Source organism: Streptomyces sp. NPDC002520, from assembly GCF_053595235.1.
The window spans coordinates 73,387-94,659 of record NZ_JBSFXG010000010.1 but is presented as its reverse complement, the minus strand read 5'-3'; the positions used below and the strand labels follow the sequence as shown (position 1 = coordinate 94,659).

General features: G+C 68.7%; 20 protein-coding genes. 9 read left to right on the top strand and 11 right to left on the bottom strand.

Annotated elements, in window-relative coordinates; all coding sequences use genetic code 11:
* Nucleotides 1-356 precede the first annotated feature (356 nt).
* Nucleotides 357-719 carry a hypothetical protein gene (locus ACWD5D_RS16735; RefSeq protein WP_451373434.1) on the bottom strand — a complete coding sequence of 121 codons (363 nt, stop codon included), beginning with the start codon at nucleotides 717-719 and terminating at the stop codon, nucleotides 357-359.
* Nucleotides 720-971: 252 nt separating this feature from the next.
* On the opposite strand from ACWD5D_RS16735, the gene ACWD5D_RS16730 reads away from it, so the two are divergent.
* From ACWD5D_RS16730 to ACWD5D_RS16720, 3 genes are all read left to right on the top strand, one after another.
* On the top strand, nucleotides 972-1,304 hold the full coding sequence (locus ACWD5D_RS16730; protein WP_451373433.1) for a hypothetical protein: 333 nt from the start codon (nucleotides 972-974) through the stop codon (nucleotides 1,302-1,304).
* A 428-nt stretch (nucleotides 1,305-1,732) separates the two neighbouring features.
* Entirely contained in the window at nucleotides 1,733-2,992 is a 1,260-nt protein-coding gene (locus tag ACWD5D_RS16725) for an FAD-dependent monooxygenase (protein WP_451373432.1), read from the top strand.
* 519 nt (nucleotides 2,993-3,511) lie between these two features.
* The gene (locus ACWD5D_RS16720; RefSeq protein WP_451373431.1) at nucleotides 3,512-3,910 is read left to right on the top strand and encodes an LppP/LprE family lipoprotein; all 399 of its coding nucleotides are present in this window, start codon (nucleotides 3,512-3,514) and stop codon (nucleotides 3,908-3,910) included.
* Between the two features lie 125 nt (nucleotides 3,911-4,035).
* Here ACWD5D_RS16720 and ACWD5D_RS16715 read toward each other — a convergent pair whose 3' ends face one another.
* From ACWD5D_RS16715 to ACWD5D_RS16705, 3 genes are all read right to left on the bottom strand, one after another.
* Entirely contained in the window at nucleotides 4,036-4,428 is a 393-nt protein-coding gene (locus tag ACWD5D_RS16715) for a hypothetical protein (RefSeq protein ID WP_451373430.1), read from the bottom strand.
* The gene (locus ACWD5D_RS16710) at nucleotides 4,425-7,112 is read right to left on the bottom strand and encodes a DnaB-like helicase C-terminal domain-containing protein (protein ID WP_451373429.1); all 2,688 of its coding nucleotides are present in this window, start codon (nucleotides 7,110-7,112) and stop codon (nucleotides 4,425-4,427) included. The genes ACWD5D_RS16715 and ACWD5D_RS16710 overlap by 4 nt, the downstream gene beginning before the upstream one ends.
* 523 nt (nucleotides 7,113-7,635) lie before the next feature.
* Nucleotides 7,636-9,120 carry an alpha/beta hydrolase gene (locus ACWD5D_RS16705; RefSeq protein ID WP_451373428.1) on the bottom strand — a complete coding sequence of 495 codons (1,485 nt, stop codon included), beginning with the start codon at nucleotides 9,118-9,120 and terminating at the stop codon, nucleotides 7,636-7,638.
* Between the two features lie 66 nt (nucleotides 9,121-9,186).
* Between ACWD5D_RS16705 and ACWD5D_RS16700 the strand changes: the two genes are divergently transcribed.
* On the top strand, nucleotides 9,187-10,086 hold the full coding sequence (locus ACWD5D_RS16700; protein WP_451373427.1) for a MerR family transcriptional regulator: 900 nt from the start codon (nucleotides 9,187-9,189) through the stop codon (nucleotides 10,084-10,086).
* 6 nt (nucleotides 10,087-10,092) lie between these two features.
* The gene (locus ACWD5D_RS16695; RefSeq protein ID WP_451373426.1) at nucleotides 10,093-10,263 is read left to right on the top strand and encodes a hypothetical protein; all 171 of its coding nucleotides are present in this window, start codon (nucleotides 10,093-10,095) and stop codon (nucleotides 10,261-10,263) included.
* Nucleotides 10,264-10,941: 678 nt separating this feature from the next.
* Here the strand turns inward: ACWD5D_RS16695 and ACWD5D_RS16690 are convergent.
* The 5 genes from ACWD5D_RS16690 to ACWD5D_RS16670 all read right to left on the bottom strand — a co-directional run bounded on the left by ACWD5D_RS16690 (nucleotide 10,942) and on the right by ACWD5D_RS16670 (nucleotide 15,112).
* Nucleotides 10,942-11,679, bottom strand: coding sequence for a nicotinamide mononucleotide transporter family protein (locus ACWD5D_RS16690; RefSeq protein WP_451373425.1), 738 nt, complete (start codon nucleotides 11,677-11,679; stop codon nucleotides 10,942-10,944).
* Between the two features lie 115 nt (nucleotides 11,680-11,794).
* Entirely contained in the window at nucleotides 11,795-12,253 is a 459-nt protein-coding gene (locus ACWD5D_RS16685) for a riboflavin kinase (RefSeq protein WP_451373424.1), read from the bottom strand.
* Complete coding sequence (locus tag ACWD5D_RS16680; protein ID WP_451373423.1) at nucleotides 12,246-12,770, bottom strand: flavin reductase family protein; 525 nt, start codon at nucleotides 12,768-12,770, stop codon at nucleotides 12,246-12,248. The genes ACWD5D_RS16685 and ACWD5D_RS16680 overlap by 8 nt, the downstream gene beginning before the upstream one ends.
* Nucleotides 12,771-12,804: 34 nt before the next feature.
* Complete coding sequence (locus tag ACWD5D_RS16675) at nucleotides 12,805-14,151, bottom strand: NtaA/DmoA family FMN-dependent monooxygenase (RefSeq protein WP_451373422.1); 1,347 nt, start codon at nucleotides 14,149-14,151, stop codon at nucleotides 12,805-12,807.
* Between the two features lie 40 nt (nucleotides 14,152-14,191).
* Complete coding sequence (locus ACWD5D_RS16670) at nucleotides 14,192-15,112, bottom strand: ribokinase (protein ID WP_451373421.1); 921 nt, start codon at nucleotides 15,110-15,112, stop codon at nucleotides 14,192-14,194.
* Between the two features lie 125 nt (nucleotides 15,113-15,237).
* On the opposite strand from ACWD5D_RS16670, the gene ACWD5D_RS16665 reads away from it, so the two are divergent.
* The gene (locus ACWD5D_RS16665) at nucleotides 15,238-16,230 is read left to right on the top strand and encodes a LacI family DNA-binding transcriptional regulator (protein ID WP_451373420.1); all 993 of its coding nucleotides are present in this window, start codon (nucleotides 15,238-15,240) and stop codon (nucleotides 16,228-16,230) included.
* 187 nt (nucleotides 16,231-16,417) lie between these two features.
* A complete protein-coding gene (locus tag ACWD5D_RS16660) occupies nucleotides 16,418-16,597 on the top strand; it encodes a hypothetical protein (RefSeq protein ID WP_451373419.1) in 180 nt (59 codons plus the stop codon).
* Nucleotides 16,598-16,678: 81 nt separating this feature from the next.
* Here ACWD5D_RS16660 and ACWD5D_RS16655 read toward each other — a convergent pair whose 3' ends face one another.
* Together ACWD5D_RS16655 and paaI are read right to left on the bottom strand one after the other, a co-directional pair.
* Nucleotides 16,679-17,272: a DUF4291 domain-containing protein gene (locus tag ACWD5D_RS16655; protein WP_451373418.1), complete on the bottom strand. Its 594-nt coding sequence runs from the start codon at nucleotides 17,270-17,272 to the stop codon at nucleotides 16,679-16,681.
* A 366-nt stretch (nucleotides 17,273-17,638) separates the two neighbouring features.
* Nucleotides 17,639-18,073, bottom strand: a complete 435-nt coding sequence (gene paaI / locus ACWD5D_RS16650) for a hydroxyphenylacetyl-CoA thioesterase PaaI (protein ID WP_451373560.1) — start codon at nucleotides 18,071-18,073, stop codon at nucleotides 17,639-17,641.
* Nucleotides 18,074-18,939: 866 nt separating this feature from the next.
* Here paaI and ACWD5D_RS16645 point away from each other — a divergent pair.
* On the top strand, nucleotides 18,940-20,220 hold the full coding sequence (locus tag ACWD5D_RS16645) for a M14 family metallopeptidase (protein ID WP_451373417.1): 1,281 nt from the start codon (nucleotides 18,940-18,942) through the stop codon (nucleotides 20,218-20,220).
* 307 nt (nucleotides 20,221-20,527) lie between these two features.
* Complete coding sequence (locus tag ACWD5D_RS16640) at nucleotides 20,528-21,169, top strand: carbonic anhydrase (RefSeq protein ID WP_451373416.1); 642 nt, start codon at nucleotides 20,528-20,530, stop codon at nucleotides 21,167-21,169.
* Nucleotides 21,170-21,273 lie beyond the last annotated feature (104 nt).

Here is a 21,273-nt window from a genome sequence, read left to right as displayed (position 1 = left end):
GACCTGGTTGCCGGTACGCCGATTGCGCAGCCGGACACGGGACCCGGCGGTACGGACGCGCGACTTGAGGAACTGGGCCGCGGGGCCAACTCGCTTTCGAGAGGAGATCCGTTCCCGCATGCCGACCGCGGAAGAGGCTGACCGGCTGGGCCTGCCGTCCAGTGCACCTGCGTGGCACTCATTGCCCGTACCGCATTCGACGCAGACAGTGTGGCGGTCGAGCTGAACGACATGGTGCTGGACGCGTCCGCGTACATCCTGAAGTACGGCTTCGAAGCCTGAGCCTCGCGTTCTTTTCGTGTGCCGAGGCGCGCACGCGTGCGCCGGGGGAGGTTTTCTCCGTGGTGCCAGATGGCTCAACTCCCTGCGATTCCCGGCGAGTCCGCTTCTGCACCACCAATGGGTCCTACGGTGACACCATTCGCCTGAACCGTACTCGCCGGCCTCGCCGCTGGACTGACGGCGGCCGCCTGTGTGAGCACCGCCGGGCCGGCGGCCGTGCCGCCGGTACGGCCGTTGTCGCCGGCGCCGTTCGGGGCCGTACCGCCCGTCTTGCCGTTGCCCTGCTGGCCGCCGGAGAAGCCGCCGCCTCCGCCACCGCCACCTCCGTCGTCGACCTTGCCGCCGAGGACCCGGCCGAGGCCGTTGTAGCCCGTGATCACGTCTCTGGCGGTGCCGTCCGTGGAGCCGCCGATGCAAAGCCGTTCCGAGGTGGACACCAGTGGACGCGGTCGCCGTCCGGCTGGTCTACGGGGCCGACGCCTCAAGGGGCCCGTCCCAGGGCCGACAGGGCTGTCATGGGGCGGGGCACCGGGGTGGCCTGGGCGAAACGCGGACCTATATCAAGATCATTTACGAGTGTCAAGTCACGGCCTTCAGTGGCGTGACGACACATGACCCGTTCGGGCTTACTCGAAACACGACCTCACCGATCCGGAGTGAGGCTCATCCACCGAAAGTAAGGACAGGTCATGTTTCGAACGAGCAAGAAGATCGCCAAGGTCGCGGCCATCACCGTCACCGCCGCAGGGGCGCTCCTGGGCGGCGGCGCCGCCGCCCAGGCCGCACCCGCCACGACGCACGCCACCACCGTGGCAAGCGTCAGCAGCTGGGGCGGCTGGGGCGACGACAGCGACAGTTGGGGCAGCTCCAGTAGCTGGGGCAGCTCCGACAGCAGCTGGGGCAGCTCGAGCAGCTGGGGTGACAACGGAGGCTGGGGTAACGGGGGTGGCTGGGGCAGTTCGAGCAGCTGGGGCAGCTCCAGCAGCAGCTGGGGCAGCTCCAGCAGCTGGGGCTGGGGATAGCCGACCCGGGGCAGGCGGCACCGACGCTGCCCTGACCCCCGCGGCACCCCGAGGCGGCGCCTGACCGGCCACGAAGAGAACCCGGTCAGATCGCCAAGGCCCGGGCGCGGGTGCGGCAGACACACCTCAGGTGTGAGATCGCCGCACCCGCGCGCCCGGTGCCGGGCACAGGCCCAGCCCCCCCCTTCAGTGCTCTCGAGCGCGCACCGACCCACAGGCACCAAGACCCACCCCACCGAGTCGACCCAGAGACTCAACCCAGGAAAGAGGAACCCATGCGACCACTACTCCAAGGAACCGACCGGCAGGGGACGCCGGCCGGGACCGCCCCTCCGCCGCTGGGCGGCCCCGATCCGACACCGACCGCGCACCAGGGTGCCGCAGCCGCGATGCGGCCGCCCGGCCGTGCAGCCAGAACGGGACACGCCATGAAGATCGTGTGCGTCGGCGGTGGACCGGGCGCGTTGTACTTCGCGATCGCGGCCAAGCGCCGCGATGCCGGCCATGACATCACCGTCATCGAACGCGACCCGCCAGGGGCCACCTACGGCTGGGGCGTCGGGTACGGGGACGACCTGCTCGACCACCTCTACCGCAACGACCCCCACAGCGCCCAGGCGGTACGTGCGGCCTCGGCCCTGTGGCAAGACCAGGAGGTCCGCCGCGGGGAGCAGACCGCGTATCTGGGCCGGTACGGCTACAGCATCGCCCGCGCCACCCTGCTCGACATCCTCAACCGACGCGCAACCGAGCTGGGGGTGGATGTCCAGCACCGCCGCAAGGTCGACGACCTGGCCGAGCTCGCCGACGCCGACTTGATCGTCGCCTGCGACGGGGCCAACAGCCGGGTGCGCCAGTTGCACGGCGACCACTTCGGCACCCGCCTGGAAGTCGGCCGCAACCCCTACATATGGCTGGGCACCGACAAGGTGTTCCCCCGCTTCACCTTCGCCTTCGAACCGACCCCGGCCGGGTGGATCTGGTTTTACGCCTACCCCTCGAGCGCGGAAGTCAGCACCTGCGTCGTCGAGTGCGCCCCAGAGACCTGGCGGGGGCTGGGGCTCGATACGCTCGACACCGCCGACGGTGTGCGGTTGTTGGAACAGATCTTCGCCTCCGCTCTGGACGGCCACGCCCTGCTCGGCCAGTCCCGGGGGGAACCGGCACGCTGGCAGCACTTCACCGAGGTACGCAACGCCACCTGGTGCCACGACAACGTGGTGCTGCTGGGGGATGCCGCCCACACCACCCACTACACCCTGGGCTCAGGCACCCGGCTGGCGCTGCTGGATGCGATCGAGCTCGCGCAGAGCCTGTATACGGAGACAGAGCTGCCTGCCGCTTTGCAGGCCTACGACAAGCGCCGCCGGGCCGCACTCCATCCCGTGCAGGCCGCGGCCCGCACGAGCATGGCCTGGTTCGAGCATCTCGACCATTACCTCGAGCAGGATCTGGTGGACTTCGCCTACGCGATGTCGGTACGGCAGGGTGCCCAGGCACCGTGGCACTACCAGCTGCACAGGGCGACCCAGGTCCCGGTGCTGCGCCGGGTACGACGGGAAGCCAACAGCGGCCTGCGGAGGTATCTGGCGCTGCGGCGCGGAGAGACGGCCCTCGGCACGGGCAGCGCCACCAGGAGGGCCACGACCACGGCGGCCCTGGCGGCACCGGCGGGGCACCAGCAGTGACGGCACTGGACAGAGCAGCCCCGGAAACCTGGACCACCGAACTTGCCGGTCCGTGAATTCTCATTCCTCCTGACGATTTTCCGGCCGGGCCGACTCGATGCGAAACCCCGAAGGACACGAACCCCACCGCAGTGCTTTTCCTCATCCCTCGCGATGTGGTCGCCCCGGCGCACGGCGAAAATTCACCAACCCGTGTGCCGGGCCGAAAACCCTGCACCCCGGAAAGAAAAACCCATGAGCACTCCCCCATGCACACATCACCCGGTGCCCGCGGCGGCCGCACCTGCTCAGGGCTTGCCACCGAGACAGCCGGAATTCCGTTCCCGGTTCTTGTACACCGCCCTCGCTACCACCGCCGTCGTCTTGACCCTGGCCCCCGCAACGGCACTAGCCGCCCCCCTCTCCGGGGGGCTTGCCCCCTCCGTAGGGTCCCGGCCGGGTCTGAGCGTTGCGACGATCGGGGCGCTGCCCGGCTCCTCCCGGGCCGACGTGCCCAGTCCCAGCGCGATCGCGCGGGTGATGACCACGACCGTCGAGACAGGCGACCCCTCGGAACATTTCGCGCCGTCCAGCGCCCCGGTCACGGTAGCGGACGGTTCCGGCGGTCATCTGACCGCGGTGATCGGCACCCGTTCTCCGAGCGTAGACGGGTACGGGCGACTGGTCTTCTTCTGGCGCGGCACGACGTTTGTCGGCTGGGACAGCACCAGCGAAAGCCTCGCCATTCAAGCGATCACTCCCGGAAAACCGGGTACTATCCGAGTCACCTACGCCCATTACGGGCCCGATGATGGATTGTGCTGTTCCTCCTTGCCCGCGGTCACGATCGAATACCGGTGGAATGGGCACGGCTTCACCCCCTCAGGGATGCCACCAAAACGCGGAGAGGAAGCGGCGGTGAGACTGGAGGGTACCTGAACCCGAATTCACCGGCCTGGTGCCTGAAGATACGGTGATCAGCGGCAACGCGGGACGTTCGGTGTGATCACCCACGTGCGGATTCCCCTGTTCCGGCGGGCGGTTCGCCTACTCAGCGCCTGCTCTTACCTGAGCTCGACGGAGTACGAGGCGCCGGGAAACTCCCATCCGTCGGTGCCTTCCCCGATGTCCGCGACGATGACGTCGTCGATGAAGTGGTCCTCGAACTCATCGTCGGAGAGCTCGCCGGCCAGCCAGAGTTCCTCGATCCCGCTCCAGTCGCCCCTGCTGCCGTCGATGCGCAGAGGTGCCGCCCGGCGGTTGCCGCGTTCGCGTTCGTCGTCGCCTGTCCTGACGATGCCGCTGATCTCGAACTGGCCCCTCTTGACGTGGTCAGAGATCGGTTCGGCGGGGACGATGGCGGTGTTCTCGTAGGCGGTGTGGATGAGGTCGCGGTAGCTGCGGCGGATGTTGTACTCGGGGTCGGACAGCCAGTTGATCAGGGTCTTGGTGGTCACGTGGAGGCCGGCGTCCTCCAGGGCCTGATGACCGCGGTGAGTTGCGGTGAGCTGGGTGAGCTGGGCGTGCCAATGTTTGGCGGTGTACGAGGACAGCCGGTGGCGGGGGGTGACCTGGGAGCGTAGGAGGTCGCCCAGGGCGGCGCCCAGGGAGCCTCCGTGGCCTGTGGGCCCGGCCATCCGTCGTCACCTTCGGGGATGATCTCGCCGGGCCGGATGAACTTGGCCTTCACCTCGCCGAAGCCGGTCCCGATACGGTACGTGGCGGGCGGCGTGCCCGGAGGCGTCCAGAAGACGGCCGCGTCGACATTGCGTAGCGCGAGAAGAGTGTGGCCTTGCTGGACGGCCCTGAAGGCCACGCTCCAGTGACGGACGGACGCCTCGGCAACCATGCTCATGCGCCAGTCCGGCCGCCAGAACGGGGACCGCTGCTCCGCGCGCTTGGGCCACAGGAGGCGCAGTGCGATGGACAGCCGGGTCTTGTACGCCTTGTAGGGGTCACCGCCGATCTGGACGAGCTCAGTCCGTGCCTTCCGGGTGGCCTCGTAGAAGGGCTTGAAGAGCGACTCGTTGGCCTTCCCGGTCCAGGAGTCGTGGATGGTCGGCGCGGTGGCGAGGTGGCCTTCGCGGACGAGTTTCTCGAACTGCTTGATGTGCGGGGTGGTGACCCACACGCGGCCCTGCTCGTCGGGTCTGTCGATGAGCCGCCCCAGGGGGTGCGGCATGTCGGTGCGGTTCCACTCCGGGATGTCGATGAGATAGATGCCAGCCTTGGTCTTGTCGAAAGCGTGTAGGGGGCCGGTGTGCAGGAGCTTGTTCGGGGCGAGGGGAACGGCCGAACAGGCAGACGGGTAGCTGCCGTTACGGTCGATCAGGCACAGCACACCCTCGCCGAAGGAGTCGGGCACGTCGAGCTGGTCGCGCCGCACGCGCTTGCCGTTCACCTTGATGTGGGGGACGCGGGTGAGGGTGACGTCGGGGTGCACCCAGCGAGGCTCGCCGTCCATGTCCTCACTGATGAGGGGCCACGGGCCGCTGTCGCGTTCCTCAGTGCGGATGACCGGGATCGGGTGCATCTTCGAGCGGGCGACCGCATCCTTGAGGATCCTCAGGGCGGGGAAGACAGCTCCCTCGGGCTCGTCCTCCTCATCCCCCGGTACCAGACCGTCCCCGTCGTCTTCTTCGTCGATGTCGGGGACCTGCCCACGGTCAGCGGTGGGCTGGAGAGCGGCAGCGACGGGCTGCCCGGTGGTGCCCGCGGACGCGGCGGTGCCGTACGCCTGCAGCGCGGCGGCGAGTCGGCGTCCCTCCGCCGTGTCCGGCAGCTGCGGCGGCACCGCAGCCGTCTCAGCGAGGGAGGGCCCGAGTTCCGCGAGGGCTTCGGGGTCGCCGTTGGTCAGTGCGGTGCGCAGGGCGGCCAACACGTGGGTGACGGAGGCTGGCAGCCCCTGCTGAGCACCGGACGTGTAGGTAAGCGCTGCTTCGGCGAGCTCCTGCTCCACCGGATTGCCCAGACTCCGCGTGGATCCTTCGCCACCCGCACGGCCGACAGGGGCTGCTCCGACGTCGAGGAAGCGGGCGTGCAGCAGGTCGGGCCGCAGGTACGCCGTACCGATCGCGCCGAAGTCGCGCTCCTCGACCGTCACCTGGACCTTGGAGCGGTCGTCCATCGGCGTGAGCGTGACCAGGACGTCGGCGTCGAGAAGACCGAGGAGCGCGGGGTCGTCGCTGTCGATGATGGCCAGGACCGGGACGTGCAGCGTGCGGGCGAGAGAGGCCAGCACCTGTGAGGCGTCTGCCAGGCGCTCGCCGGACAGCGGGAGACGGGCGCTGGGGGCGGCCTGAAGCCGGTCCACGACCACGAGGGCCAGGTCCTTCACGAGCGGAGCGGTCTCCGCGATCGCCTCGGCGGTCAGGTCACTGCCGTCGTCGATCAGCAGCGGCGCCTGGACCAGCTGCTGGGCGACCTGCTGCTCTTGTGCGGTGAGGCGGCCCTGCTTCAGGCGCGGGTAGTCGCCGCCGGTCTCCGCGGCGAGGATCCGGCGCATGATGTCGGCCCGGTTCGGGCCCGACGCCGCGTACAGGACCTTGTGGCCGTCGACGAGAGCGGTCTGCCGTGCGGCGGCCAGCCCCAACAGGCTCCCACCGACGTTCGGGGCGGCCGCTACCAGCGTCAGTCGGCCGGACGGCAAGCCGCCCGTCGCCACGTCCAGTCCGGACAGTCCGAACAGGGGGCCGGTGACCTGGCCGGAGGTGAGTACGGCGCCGATGGCGTCACCCAGGGTGGCAAGCCTGCGCGGCGCACTGTCGCGTTCCGGATTGCGTGAGCTGTTCACCGCACCTCCTGCGGGCACCGGGCCCGTGGCCGCAGCCGGATCGGATGAGTGGGTAGCGGAGACGGCGTCGGCGGGCAGCAGCACCGCGACCGGAGTGGTGTTCCGCAGGAGCACCTGGGGCTGGCCCTGAGCCGCCCGCGTGATGAGGTCACCGAAATCCTTCTGCGCGGCACTCAGTACGTGGGACGGAAGCACCTCGGTCTTCCGTGCCGCCGGAAGCACATCGAGCGGCGCCAGCAGAACGCGATCCTGCCGCTTCTGGCCCTTGTGGATCAGGGTCGTGCGCCCGTCTTCCTCAGCGCGCTTCACCAGGGCGTAGAGGGCTTTGCGTGCCTCAGTCGCGTTCATCGCGGCCCCTTCGTACGCTGACCGACTCACTCACCCTCCCCAGACATACCAACTCACCGAGATGGTAGCAGTATCCACACAATCTCAGAATGAAGTCACACCGATTTTTGTGAACCTCACTCATTAGATAGGGGTTTCGGTATGAGTTGACCGCCGCGGGCCCGACACCCCACCGGCTCGGGCGCCGGACACAGACCGAAGGCCGGGACCGTCAACACCGGTCCCGGCCTTCCACTCACGTCGCCCGCAGACGATCACACCCAGCCTGGCGTGGCCTCAACTCCCTGCTGCCGACTGCTCACGTTGCCGTGCAGGGCGCCTGCGAGATCCCACGCTCCGCCGGACGACTGGGTGAAGCGCTCGAGCACCTCATCGAGCGGCTCGCCCCGGTAGTCGGACATCGGTGTCCCCGGTCGTGGAGGCCCTGCACGGAGGTTTCCACGAGGTCGAGAGCGGTCCTCCTCTCCCCCGCGACACGGGTGAGATAGCTGGAGATGCGATCTCCTGACGGCTTCCAGGGGCATCAGGACTCCAGATGGGCGAGCACTGTGCGCATGGCACGGGTCACTGCCTTGCGGGACTCGTCCGACGGCTCGTGGATCTCGAAGCCATGGACGCCGTGTGGGACGTCGATGATCTCGATCGGGGCCTTGGTCTCCTCCGCTGCGGTCACGAACTCCTCGACGGTGGCGGCGATGTGCGGTGTCTCCAGGCCCGCCCGGGTGAGCAAGAGGGGCGGCAGCGTCCTTCCGTCGGCCCGGAGCGCGCTGGTCGGGCCGAACCGCGGGGGGACCGCGCCCCAGCCGGGCAGCGGGGCCAGGATCGGGTAGGTCAGGGCCAGGCAGCGCAGCCACTCGGGCGGGGCGGTGATCCAGTCCGCGGCGAGCAGTCCAGCGCCGGAGAAGAACCACAGGGCGATGCGCTCCGGGTCCACGCGTGGGTCGGCCCGCAGCAGTTCGATGGCCTCGGTCACGTCGTCCGCGGACCGTACGTAATCGGTGATGCCGTGCAGGCGGTGTTCCGCGATGGCGCCCACCGCGCCCAGGCTCGCTGCGTAGCGGGCGTAGCCGAGATAGAACGGCCAGTCGCGCGGCGCCGGGTCGAGGTCGGGCGGGAGCGGACCGCCGTGCACGAACAGCACCGCGGGCCACGGCCTGTGCGGTTCCCCCGGTTCCGGCAGGTGCAGGTCCACGTGCCCGTTCCGCACCCGCGGCCGCTCCGGGACCTCCAGCAGGAAGGGCCGGAGGAAGAGCGGCTCGCCCTCGGGTGCGGTCAGCCTCCGTCCCTCGCCTGCGGCCGCGCGAAGCAGGACCTCAGCCAGCTCGTCGGGGCTGGAGAGCATCGGCCAGTGGCCGGTGGCCAGTTCGAAGAAGCTCACCTGCGGATCGGCCAGCTTTCGGAACTGCGGCGGGCCGCTGCGCACCAGCGCCTCGACCGCCTCGATGGTCATCCCTCCCGCCGTGCACAGGATTCCGCTGGTCGGCACGGCGGTCGCCGCGCCTGTCAGTCGCAGCGGCTGAGTCAGCGTGCGCGGCGGCTGGGGGCCGGCCAGCCGGCTCAGCAGCTGCAGCTGGTGCGCCGAGAGGTCCTCCGTGCTGCCCCACCGGTGCCAGTCCTGTGGCCCCGGCGGCGGTATCGGCGGGGGGCTGCCGTCGGCATCCAGTAGTTGATGGACTACCGGGTCCGGGACGAGGGCCAGCGGCGGGTCGCCGTGCTGCGGAAGCCCGGTGTCCAGGTGCACGATGCGGGCGACCCGCTCCGGGAGGAGGTCGGCCGCGCCCAGCACCGGGTGGATGGCGTAGTCGTGGCCAACCAGTACCACCTGCGCCGGGTCGAGGGAGTCGATCAGCCGGACCACGTCCTCGACATGCGTCTCCAGATCCGCGTCGGGCTGCATGCTCAGCGTCACCGAGTGCGCCCCGGCGCCCGTCTCCCGAAGCCGGTCGGCCACCGCATTCCAGATCCGCCCGTCGGTGAACGGGCCGGAGACCAGGATGAAAACGTACATCAACGCCTCCAGACAGTAGGGTCGTCGCAGGTAACCTAGGAACTCCCCCTGAGGGAGGTTCAACCCTTGCCATCGGACGCCACCCTGAGCATCGGCGAACTCGCCGCGCAGGCAGGGACCACGGTCAAAACCGTCCGCTTCTATTCCGACCAGGACCTGCTGCCCGAAGCGGCGCGCAGCAGCGGCGGCCACCGGCGCTACGCGCCCGAGGCCCTGGCTCGGCTGCGCACGATCCGGTCCCTGCGCTCCCTCGGCGTCCCCGTTCCTGAGATCAAGCATGTTCTCGACTCCGGGGAGGCCCTGGAAGCCGTCGTGGCACGCCAGTTGGACGACCTCGACACCCAGCTCGCCGTCCTGCGCTGGCGTGAGGCCGCCCTGCGGGCACTCCAGGAGGCCGCCCCGGAGCAGATGGCGGAACGCCTGGAGCTGATCGGAGCGGTCAGCGTGCCGCCCAGCACATCTGTCATCGCCCACTACTGGCGCCGCCTGCTGCCCGTTCGCCTCTCCGCCCGCCTCCGCTCCGCGATCACCGAGGCCGCCGTTCCGCAGCCTCCCGCCGACCCCACCACGGACCAGGTCCTCGCCTTCGCCCATCTGCACGCCCTGGCAACGGCGGCCACCGACCACTGCCTCGCATCCCACCGACCCATCACCGTCGAGCACCCGGACCTGCTCTACGACGGCCTGTACGAGGCCCACCAACTCGTGGACGCAGCCGTACGAACCGACGGGACCCCCGGCCCGGGCGAGGCCCTGGACTGCTACGTCGCCGCCCACGCGCGTGCCTCCGGCACCCGCGACACGCCTACCTTCCGCCGCGCCCTCACTGTCCGCCTCGCCGCAGCAGATCACCCAGTGATGTCCCGCTACTGGCAACTGGCAGGACAACTGACGCCCGGCCTCACCCTCGGCGCGGCCGACTCCTGGCTCCGCGACGCGCTGGCCGCCAGCACGGCAGCGGGTTGAGCCGCGATGCAGATGACTGCGGGATGGGCTGATCAGCCGGTTCGCCGTCAACACCGCGAACAGGTCGAGCGCGTCGTCGACCACCTGCGCCTCGAGTTGGCGCATCGCTTCGACGCCAAGAACCGGACAGCGGCACAGCACGCCTGTATAGCCACCCTCACGCGCTGCGGCCAATGACCAGGCCACGGAACTGGCCCGGACCATCACCGAACCCGGCGAGCAGGCGTCCGCGCCGGCTTCCGTCGCCAGGGCGACGGGAACGAAAGCAGAGGGACGATCGCCTCTTGCCGAGGCGCTTTTTGCGTGTGATCTCGGCAGACACCGCCATCGCCTCCGCCCTGTGATGAGACTCTTTGAGATCGGCTCTGTTCGCAGTTCCGTGAATCCGCAGGTCAGCGAGGGGAACGAGGGACAGCTTCGGCAGAGTGTTTCCAGCCATGACGAGCATGACGGTCGAGGTTGTGCTGTTTCCCGGGATCAATGTGCGAGTGGAGCGCGCTCCGACCTGTCGAGCCTTCCTGTTTCCGCGGCGCGCGACACGGCCGTCCTTCACGCTTCGGGATGCCGGGTACCGGAACGTGAAGGAGCGGCCGTTGAACCTGCCTCACCCGCCACCGCGACTTCTCCAAGCGCGAGCCCGGCCAAGCTCTGCCGGCCGTGCCCCAGGGGGACGTTCGCCCGTCACAGAGCGGCGTTCGATGCCTGCTCTGGGGGATGCCCCCTGCTCGAGGAGCTTGGGGAATCGCGCCGGGCAATGCGACGCTCGTCCCGGGAAGGTGAGTAAGGTTCCGAGGGCTCAGCCGGGTGTTGTCGGCTGAGGTGTGTCCGCGACCGTGACCATCGGCCAGTCAGATCTCAAGAGCCATTTGCCGTTTCTGGACGGGTGTCGTACGGCGCCGTGGCCGGTGACGTGTCGTTCCGGCTCTCCAGGGTGGCAGCCGGCTCGAGCGGCGAGGCGATCTCCTGGTCCTTGGAGTGAGACGCCCAGTCGCGGATCCCCATGACGACCATGACGAAGAAGATCGCGTAGACGACCCCGGAGAAGTACAGCTGGGAATGAATGGCGAGGGGCACCCCGACGAGGTCGACGGCCAGCCAGACGAACCAGAACTCCACGTAGCGCCGGGCCTGGGTGTACATGGCCAGGATCGAGCCGACGAAGATCCAGGCGTCGGCGAGGACCATCCACCAGGGAGCACCCGGGTAGAACGACGCGTCGGTCGTCTTGAGCAGGGCACCGAACGCGAACGTCCCAGCGGCCATGACAGCGATCAGCACGGCACGGTCCCGCCACGATGCCCAGCGGACGTTGATGACGCCTTCCTTCTCCCTGCTGCGCCGCCACGTTGCCCAACCCCACGACGCCGATGCTATGATCACAATCTGCCGGGCGGCATTACCTCCAAGATGGACGTTCAGGCTCGCGATCAGCAGCAGGACCGATCCGAGGATCTGCACCGGCCAGGCCACGAGCGATCTCCGCAACGCCAGCCAAACGGTTGCGAGCGCCAGGATGTTGCCCAGGAAGTCGGACCAGTAGACGGGGACGCCGAAGAGGCTGAACTGCTCATTCAGCCACTGGATTGCGCTCATTACTAACTCCTCTGTTCGTTCAGAGCAGGATTGGGCGTGAGCTATGGCCCCGGACCGGGCCAGTCATGTCGCATGAAGTTCGACAGTGCGCGCAGAGTCCGTGCGGAGTGGTACTTCAGGCGGAGACGGTTCTCCCGTACGCGGCGAGCGCGTCGGTGAGGGCGCGCCGCCCGCGGTCCGAGGCGAGAAGCGCTTCGGACCGCAGGACGTCCTGCTGGGCGGCGCGCACCAGGTCGTCGGGCGACGCGAACTTCACCGTGTCTCGAATCCGTGCCACGAACCACAGTCCGACGCGCTCTCCATAGAACTCGTCCGACGTGTCGTGGCAGTACACCTCGACGTGCACATCCGCCGTGTCGCAGAAGGTCGGGTTCGACCCGACACTGATCGTTCCGCGGTGGACGGCGCCGGTCGAGTGGCGTACGACCCAGCCGCTGTAGACCGCAGACGGTGGGACCCGTGAGTCGGGACCGGCCGCGACGTTCGCGGTGGGGAACCCGAGCCCACGGCCTCGACCGGCACCGTGCACCACCACACCCGTGAGGTGCGCATGGACGGTCTGGGTGTCACGCATGGGGGATGAGCTCGCGGAACTGGCTGGTGTGGAAAACGAGTGGCTCCACGCCGGGGAACAGCTCAGCCGTCATCAACTCCATGAGCACGATGTCGTGATCGCCGCCGTCGTAGGTCGCACTCACCCGAGCCGTCAGCCAGAGCGCGGCGTCCTCGATCGTGACGGCGCCCGACGGCGTCGCCTTCCACGCGACGCCGTCGAAGCGGTCGACCTCCCGGGACGCCAGACGCCGGCACAGCGCACCCTGACCGCGGCTGAGCACACTCAGTCCCAGAACGGGTGCCCCCGCGAGGCGCGGCCAGGTGGTCGAGGTGCGGGCCACGCTGACCGCGACCATGGGCGGTTGGAGCGAGATCGAGACGAACGAGCTCGCCGCGAACCCGACCGGTTCGTTCCCGCGCAGCGCGCTTATCGCGACGACACCGGTCGGGTAGGCCCCGAAGGCCTGTCGCAGCGTCGCCGCGTCCAGCTCCGCCGGTACGGACGCCCCGGACGGGTTCTGGGCAAACGTGGCCATGGTCTTCGACATCCTCTCGTCGCTCGTTCTGTTTTCAGTGTCTGTACTGTGCCGCGGGGTGGCTGGCCGGCAGCGCGCGGTCGGTTGCTCCGGTGAGTCGTTCGCGCAGGCTCTCGCCCTCCGTGTACTCACCGCGGAAGACTCCGCGTGCCCGCAGGATCGGCAGGACCGACTCGACGAAGTCCGTCGTCGAGGTCGGCTGGACCATCGGGGACAGCAGGAACCCGTCGAGGTCGGCGCCTTCCGCGAGCGCGCAGATCTCGTCGGCGATCTCCTCGGCCGTGCCGACGACAGGCCGCGCTCCGACGCCGTGGGTGTGCCAGTCGGCGAGGACGTCGCCGACCGTCTTGCCGGCGAAGCGGGCCACCTGGGTCTGCGACAGCTCGGTGGAGAGATCCGCCATGGGCGTCTCGGGCGCATAGGACGAAAGGTCGAGCCCGGTGAACATGGCATAGCTGGCGACGGCCACGTCAGGCCGCTGAGCGTCGAGGATCCGCTGATAGCGCCGCTCCGCATCGGATGTCGTCGCACCGACGACACACGAGAACGCCGACATCACGTTCACGTCGTCGGATCGACGACCCGCCTTGACCGCCTCTTCACGGATCGAGGCGGTGTGCCCGGCGAGCTGCTCGACCGAACCGCTCCCCACGAACATGCATTCGCCGTGCCGGCCGCCGACCCGGCGACCGGCGGGCGATGCCCCTGCCTGGAACAGCACGGGCGTGCCCTGCGGGGAACGCGCGGTGTTGCCGTACCCCTGCGAGCGGAAGAACGGGCCTTTGTGGGTGACGAGGTGCACCTTGGCGGGGTCGGCGAACCTTCCGTCCTTGTCCTTCTCCAGCGCGTCCGGCTCCCAGGCCCCCTCCCAGTACTTGTAGACGAGGTCGAGGAAGTCCTCGGCCATCCGATAGCGGTCGTCGTGCGCCACCATCTCCATGCCGAACGCCTTGACCGCGGTGTCGGCCGTGCCGGTCGTCACGATGTTCCAGCCGATCCGGCCACCGGAGAGCTGGTCGAGCGTGGCGATGCGGCGCGCGAACGCGTACGGCGGTTCCACGAGGACGGAGCCCGTCATGACGAGACCCAGGTTGGTCGTGGTGGACAGAAGCGCGGACACCACGACCATCGGGTCGAGCCGCGGGAGGTCGAGGGATTCCTCCGTGGCGATGGGCGGGCGCGTGCCGTCGATCTCGGACCAGCCCCAGGCGTCGGCGAGGAACAGGAAGTCCAGCTTGGCGTCCTCGCAGATCGCGGCGAGATCGCGCCAGTACTCGAGAGTGTCGAAAAGATGCCGTCGGCTGTCGGGGTGACGCCAGGTGGCCGTGCCACTCGCATTGGCCTGCGCGTTCTCGAACACGCCGAGCTTGAGGTTCCTCATGGGTGGTTCTCCGTAGTGCTGGTGGGTGACCCGCGGGGTGTCAGGAAGCAGAGGTGACTGGGTAGTCGTCGAGCTGGGCCGCGTAGGGCATGGAGGCCTGTGCGCCGAGGCCGGTGACGGCGTACGACGCCGCGTGTACGGCGCGTTCGACTGCGGCCGGAAGGTCGGTGCCGCGCCCGAGGGCGTCCGCGAGTGCACCGCAGAAGGTGTCGCCGGCACCCACGGTGTCGACGGCATCCACGAACGGCGCGGGGATATGTGTGGTGTTCGTGCTGTGCGCCTCCTTCAGGATGGCGCCGTCCGCCCCGAGTGTCACCACGACGGCCCGGCACGGGAGCGCGGCGCGCTCCAGCAGGCCTCGCGCGTCATCGACGGTGGCGGGCCGGTCGGTGCCGAGAAGTGAGGCGAGTTCGCCGAGGTTGGGGACGAGGACGTCGACGGCGGCCAGTACCCGCGTGTCGATCGGCCGAGCGGGGGCGGGGTTGAGGACGACGACCCCGCCCTGTTCGCGCGCTCGTAGGACCACTAGGTCGACCACATCGGGTGCGATCTCGTTCTGCACGACGACGACCTCTCCCCTCGACCGGACGAGCCGGGACGGCAGGTCCTGGACACCGAGTTCGGCGTTGGCCCCCGGATTCACGACGATGGTGTTCTCGCCGGCGTCGTCGACGACCACCGCGGCGATTCCGGTCGTGGCCCGCTCGTCCGAGCGCACGGCATCGACGTCCACACCTTCGGACGCGAGCGCGTCGAGGATAGTGGCCGCGTCAGCGCCGACCCTGGCGACGAGACGCACCCGCGATCCGAGGCGGGCGGCCGCGACGGCCTGGTTGGCACCCTTGCCACCAGCACCCTCCACGAAGTGCCGCGCGAGCACGGTCTCGCCGGGGTGCGGCAGGTCCTTGACGGTCAGGACGAAGTCACGGTTCACCGAACCAACGACGGTGATGGACGACATTGACACTCCTTGGGAGATCGATCTCCGACATGCTGTACCAGCGCTCACACACCGTCAAGTAGTCTCGTCGTGCACGATCTCCGCCGCTTCGGCGCATCCGCCCACAGACCGAGAAGGACACCTACGTGACAGCGCCCCGACTTGTCGACGTGGCCAAGGCCGCCGGTGTCTCCCGCGCGACTGCGTCACGCGTTCTCGCCAGCACGCCGCGCAACGTCGATCCCGAACTCGCGCGCCGTGTCGAAGAGGCCGCGCAGCGGCTCGGCTACCAGCCCAATCACTCCGCCCGGGCGCTGCGCACCGGCACTACCGGCACCATCGGCGTCGTCGTCCCCACGCTCGCCAACCCCTATTTCGTCCAACTCGCCGATGCCATCGCACAGCACGTGCGTGCTGCCGGCGGCACGCTCGTGGTCTCCGACGCGGCGAACGACACCGCGATCGAGGCCGAGCAGATCGACACTCTGCTCGGTGGCCGGGTTGACGGCCTGTTCGTCGTCCCCGTATCGGCCAACGCGTCCGGGCCCGCCATCCGCGATGCCGCCAGACGTCGTCCCGTCGTTCTCTTCGACCGATGGGCCAAAGGATCCGGCACTGTCGCCGTCACGCTCGACAACGCGTCCGCGGTCCGGCTTCTCGTCGATCACCTGGAAGGCATCGGGCGGCACCGTATCGCTCTCGTCGCCGCAGATCAGGCCTCCTCGTCAGGCGCCGAACGGCTCACAGCCTTCACCGAGGCGCAAGGACCCGACGCCACCACCATCCTCCTGCCCAGCTTCACCACCGACGCCGGACGGACGGCGGGGCGCCGCATCATCGAACAGCGCGACGCGGTCGACGCGGTCGTCTGCGGAGCAGACGTCCTCGCCGTAGGGCTCGTGAGCACGCTGCACCGTTCAGCGGTCGCCGTACCCGGACAGATCGCCGTCACCGGGTTCGACGACACCGAGATACTCGAGCTCCTCGACCCGCCCATCACGTCCATCCGGCACCCGTTGTCCGCCATGGCCGAACGCGCGCTGACTCTGCTTCAGGCACCCGGCCGCGAACGAAGCGAACGGGTCGAACGGTTCCCTCCCCAGCTCGTCGTTCGCGCCTCGACCGACGTGGAGCCCTGACGAGTGGTCACGCCGCCGGTTCAGCGCCGAGGCAGTTTTCCGGGCCCATCCGTACAGTGCGTGAGTCTCACGGCGTAGGAGCACCGCGCCTCCGGCCGGGCCGACGGACGCGGTGTCTATGAGCACGAGTTCCCTGTTGAGGACTGCAAAACGTTCGGTGTAACTCCCGAGCATGGAAGATGCGTCGATGACCAGTGAGAACGTGACCGAGTACGAGGCTGTCGAGTCGGCAGCGGCACGGAAGTCGACCTTGGCCGACTGGCCGGTGGGTCTGCGGTCGAGCCGCGCCTGTCTCCAGGCCGTCGACGTCGGCTCGGTCAGGGCCCATCGGGCGTCGGACAGCTCGCCGGGGTACGACTTGCGCTGACTCACGGCACAGCGTGATCATGCACGAGCCGGACTGATCCACTCCGCCGCGGCTCGGGCGTTTCTGTGATGTTCACAAACCTTATTCGCGCAGATGAGCCAGGACCCCGTCGCTCACGGAGTAGGGACGTTCACGGGGCAGGAGTTGCCGTGCGGCGTCCAGGTCTCCGTCTCGTACATGCGCGTGGATCGTGTGGGCGAACGATGTGACGTCGGTGATGGAGACGGTCCACCCATCGGCGTAGAGGCGTGCGGCTTCGCCGGCGAGGCCGAGCTGGAGCGACCGGTGGGCAAGCGGCTGAAGGTGCAGGTCGCGTTCGGGGTCCCATTGCACCCGGGCCGGAGCCCGCTTCAATTGGCGCTTCCACGTGGCGTGGTCGGCGTGGAGCCCATGCTCGTAGTGGGACAGGCAGGCGTGTTCCAGTGCCCACTCGAAGCCGTCACGGGAGATCTCGACGGCGAGGACGGTCTCCTGTCCCTCTTTGGCGCCCCACCCGCAGCGGTACATCATCCACAGGAACGACGGCTTGATCCATGTCATCCGGTCCCGCTGCCACGCCGCCGGGAAACGGCCCTCTCGGGCCGCCGGTAGGCCTATCTCCGGGGCGTACGCCTGGTAGACGGTGATCGTGGAGTCCGTGTGTAGGGCTCGAATCTGGTGTTTGGGTTCTGCCACGGGTACCAGGGTGGGCACACTGTTCCGTACGCGCCATCGAATTACCGCGGCGCGAGGTCGTCAAGCCTGCGATAACGGACGAGGGTGGCGGCGATGGTGACGAAGGCGGGGAAGTGCGTGGCCTTTCGCTCGTAGCGGCGGTGCAAGCGGCGGCATCCGGCAGGCCAGGTCAGGTCAGGTCAGGTCAGGTCAGGTCACCGTTGCCTGCACAGTCCAGCGGCGACAGCCCAGTTGGCGGGAGGACTCGATGCATTTGCAGCCGATGCCTGGCGTGATGCTCAGCGAGCGCGGGGAATCGGCCGGCTCGCCGATCACCGCTTCCGCACACACAGATGTCCGCAGAGGACCGACTGGGCCCTTCACGCTTTAGGTTGCCGTACCGCTCCGGAGAACGCGGCTGCGGCCACGGAATTCGGCGATCACTTCGTCGCCGCGCATGACCGTGATGTCGTAGATGCCGCTGCGCCCGAACCGGGTTCGCTCCTGGGCCTTGGCCACCAGAACGTCGCTCTCATGGGCAGGGGCGACGAAATCGATGTCGGCGCCGGCGGCCACTGTTGTGGGGCCGTAGCTGTTGCACGCGCACGCGAAGGCGGTGTCGGCGAAGAGGAAGAGATAGCCCCCGTGCGCGATCCCGTGACCGTTGACCATCGCCGGAGTCACGGTCATGCGAAGCCTCGCAGATCCTTCGCCATGTTCCAGAATCTCGATTCCCAGGAGCTGGGAAGCCTTGTCCGCAGCGAACATGGCCTCAACAGCACTGGGCGCATCTTCAGTAGCTTCTGTCACGATAGACACCATTTCCCGACCGAACATTCGGTTAGCGTCGCCATGAAACTCAGCGCGACTCATACCTGTCAAGAGGTGGACCGCCACTGGATGCGGCTACCGTCCACAGCTGCTGTCCCCGCCCGGCAGGACCCCCCTCACCGACGCGACCACCGCCCGGCAAGTCGTGCGGCCGGTGCCGGTGGGAGCTTGATCGAACCGCGCCCGAAACAGCAATTTTCAGCCATCTGGGTGGCAAAATTTGGAGGGGTCGTTAGCGCAGAGTAATCAGCCGCTGCGGTATTTTCAGTGATCTTCCGTGATGGATCTAACGTTTAAGTTCGGGATTCCAGTACCTCTTTACGGTTACCGGGCGGTTTCTTGACGCAGCCTTGGCGTGACTTGAAATCATCTTCAGCGGAGTTGATCTTCCGAGCTAGGTTCTGCCACTGGCGCGGTTTGGTGCAGGAATTTGCTTCGCTCCACCCGGAAGGAGACAACGCGTTGCGTATTTATCTGAACAACCGTCAGCGCCAAGCCGCAGACGCCGCAATCGTCTTGCAATGGCAGTTACGTCGCTGTTTGTCGCAGAAGCCGGCATCGCCGTAACAGCTCAGGCGGCTGCGGCGCCCGAGCGTTTCCGGCACTGACCAGAATCTCGTCGACCCGCCGTCCAGCACCTCGACCCTCACCCTCGACCTGGCCCGTACCTCGGCCCGGGTGCCGTTCGTCGACGGCGTCTCGGTCTTCGTACGCGCCACCGAGGTCCCCCGAGCTCTCGGTTCCGCTCGAGCAGGGGGCACCTCCGTCTCGTCCGCATCTGTCACCCCCCACGCGTCCCGTTCCAAGGGCGTGGCCCCGCCGCGCCCGGCTCACCGCATCCCGGGAGGTAATCTCAGATGACACCCCGTACCCGCACCCTCGCCCTGGCCATCGCGACGGCCGCGCTCGCCTCTCCCCTGGTGACGGCGCCTGCGCAGGCCGCCGACTCCCCGCCCCGTACCGGATTCGAAACCTCCGGCGGTGCGCGCTGGACGACCCAGCCCGAGGAGCAGGACTACCTCGCCGCCGTCGACAAGGCCAGCGACCGGATGTCCGTGTCCCGGATCGGCACCACCAAGCAGGGGCGCCCGCTCCAACTCGTTCGAATCGGCGAACACCGCACCGCAGAAACGGTATTGCTGATCTGTTCCCAGCACGGCGACGAGCCCTCCGGGCGCGAGGCCTGTCTGACCACCATCCGCGGCCTCTCCTTCGCGCAGGACGCGCGGACCCGCGACTGGCTCGCCCACAGCACCCTCCTCGTCGTGCCCACCGCCAATCCGGACGGCCGCGCCGCCAACACCCGGGGCAACTCCGACGGCATCGACATCAACCGCGACCACCTCGCCCTGCGGACCGCCGAAGGGCGGGCCATGGCCGCCGTGATCCGCGACCAAAAGCCCGACGTCATCTACGACCTGCACGAGTACGGCGCCACACCCAAGTACTACGACAAGGACCTCTTCGACCTGTGGCCGCGCAATCTCAACACCGACCCCAAGGTGCACGAGACAGCCGAAGCCCTGTCGGGTTCGTATGTACGGCCGGCCGCGAACGGTGCCGGGTACTCGACCGGCACGTACGGCATCTGGACCGACCCGGTCACCGATGAGCCCCTCAAGCAGACCGCCGGTGACGGGCAGGAACGCATCCTGCGCAATATGGCGGGGGTCAAGCACTCCATCGGCCTGCTCATCGAGAGCCGCGTCGACGCGCTCAGTGACGCCGAGAAGGCCGACCCCGCACTGAACCAACGTCGCCGCGTGCATTCTCAACTCTCCGCTCTCCGTGGCCTGTTCGACTTCACGAGGGAGCGGCACGGTCAGATCGTGTCGGCCACCCACTCCGCCAGGGCGGCGGGCTACAGCGACCGCGGCCCGGTCTACCTCGGCGGCGCCGACAACCAGCCCGCGCAGCCGTCCGAGGTGCTGGACAACGCGCCCTGCGGCTACCGGCTCACCGCAGCCCAGTACGCCGACGTCAAGGACGAACTCGCCCTGCACGGCGTGACGGTGCGGCCCGAGGGCGACGGCGCGTTCGTGCCGCTGCGGCAGTCGATGCGCGCGCTGGTGCCGCTGCTGCTCGACGCGCGTGCGCAGTACGAACTCGTGGCGGGCGCGCCCGTGGACAACTGCTGACGTCCCACCACGGCTGGGTCCTCGTCGTGCCTGCCCTTCGGGCGCACGACGAGGACAGAGACCTGCTCGACTTCAGCGAGTTCGTGAAGATCATGGAAATCATGGCCGGGTGAGGACGCAGGTCCGAAGAAGTTCGAACGAGGCCCGGCCGGGGCGGGGTAGCAGCGCCGCGCGCCGAGGTTCCGCATCGAGGCCGCTCACGCCCGGCCCCTGGGGGTGATGACAAGGCCGTCAGCATGGCCCGATCCGGCGAGCTCCGGCGAGACCATGCGGTGCGACGGCTGGTGCCGGGTCCTAGGCTGCAGACATGACCGAGCTGAAGTCCCCGACGCCCCGCGACGCCTTCGAGCTGCTACTGGCTGGTAACCAGCGCTTCGTCACCGGCGCCCCTGAGCACCCCAACCAGGACGCCACCCGCCGCGCCGAGATCGCACCGTCCCAGCAGCCCTTCGCCGTACTGTTCGGGTGCTCCGACTCCCGGCTGGCCGCCGAGATCATCTTCGACCGCGGCCTGGGCGACCTGTTCGTGGTGCGCACCGCAGGCCACGTCGTCGGAGCCGAGGTGCTGGGCAGCATCGAGTACGGCGTGGACGTGCTGGGCTGCCCGCTGGTCGTGGTCCTCGGCCACGACTCGTGCGGCGCGGTAGGCGCTGCGTGCGCCGCCCTGGAGAACGGCATGGCACCGGCCGGATACGTCCGGGACGTCGTCGAGCGCGTGACCCCCAGCGTGCTGGCGGCTCGGGCCGCCGGACACGTCGAGCCCGAGGAGATCCTCGCCGAGCACATAAGGCACACCGTCGACCTGCTGCTGGACCGCTCCCGGGTACTCGCCCAGAAGGTCGCCGCCGGCCAGGCCGCCGTGGTGGGCCTGTGCTACCGCCTGGCCGACGGCAGTGCACAGCTCGTCGCCTCTCGCGGCCTCGATGCGGAGGTCCCCGCCGCGTCCTGACCGCCCTGGCCGTGCGGCCCGCGACAGGGCGGCGGGCCGCGGGCTGCGAGGTGTGCCGGGGATGGGGAACGGTCGCCACCGACGACTGGCGGCAGGAGCTGTGC

What these genes read in the sequence shown, in the direction of transcription:
- ACWD5D_RS16730 (WP_451373433.1), top strand. Translation starts at nt 972, where the DNA reads ATGTTTCGAACGAGCAAGAAGATCGCCAAGGTCGCGGCCATCACCGTC.
- ACWD5D_RS16725 (WP_451373432.1), top strand. Translation starts at nt 1,733, where the DNA reads ATGAAGATCGTGTGCGTCGGCGGTGGACCGGGCGCGTTGTACTTCGCG.
- ACWD5D_RS16720 (WP_451373431.1), top strand. Translation starts at nt 3,512, where the DNA reads ATGACCACGACCGTCGAGACAGGCGACCCCTCGGAACATTTCGCGCCG.
- ACWD5D_RS16710 (WP_451373429.1), bottom strand. Translation starts at nt 7,112, where the DNA reads ATGAACGCGACTGAGGCACGCAAAGCCCTCTACGCCCTGGTGAAGCGC.
- ACWD5D_RS16705 (WP_451373428.1), bottom strand. Translation starts at nt 9,120, where the DNA reads ATGTACGTTTTCATCCTGGTCTCCGGCCCGTTCACCGACGGGCGGATC.
- ACWD5D_RS16695 (WP_451373426.1), top strand. Translation starts at nt 10,093, where the DNA reads ATGCAGATGACTGCGGGATGGGCTGATCAGCCGGTTCGCCGTCAACAC.
- ACWD5D_RS16690 (WP_451373425.1), bottom strand. Translation starts at nt 11,679, where the DNA reads ATGAGCGCAATCCAGTGGCTGAATGAGCAGTTCAGCCTCTTCGGCGTC.
- ACWD5D_RS16685 (WP_451373424.1), bottom strand. Translation starts at nt 12,253, where the DNA reads ATGCGTGACACCCAGACCGTCCATGCGCACCTCACGGGTGTGGTGGTG.
- ACWD5D_RS16680 (WP_451373423.1), bottom strand. Translation starts at nt 12,770, where the DNA reads ATGGCCACGTTTGCCCAGAACCCGTCCGGGGCGTCCGTACCGGCGGAG.
- ACWD5D_RS16675 (WP_451373422.1), bottom strand. Translation starts at nt 14,151, where the DNA reads ATGAGGAACCTCAAGCTCGGCGTGTTCGAGAACGCGCAGGCCAATGCG.
- ACWD5D_RS16670 (WP_451373421.1), bottom strand. Translation starts at nt 15,112, where the DNA reads ATGTCGTCCATCACCGTCGTTGGTTCGGTGAACCGTGACTTCGTCCTG.
- ACWD5D_RS16660 (WP_451373419.1), top strand. Translation starts at nt 16,418, where the DNA reads ATGACCAGTGAGAACGTGACCGAGTACGAGGCTGTCGAGTCGGCAGCG.
- paaI (WP_451373560.1), bottom strand. Translation starts at nt 18,073, where the DNA reads ATGGTGTCTATCGTGACAGAAGCTACTGAAGATGCGCCCAGTGCTGTT.
- ACWD5D_RS16645 (WP_451373417.1), top strand. Translation starts at nt 18,940, where the DNA reads ATGACACCCCGTACCCGCACCCTCGCCCTGGCCATCGCGACGGCCGCG.
- ACWD5D_RS16640 (WP_451373416.1), top strand. Translation starts at nt 20,528, where the DNA reads ATGACCGAGCTGAAGTCCCCGACGCCCCGCGACGCCTTCGAGCTGCTA.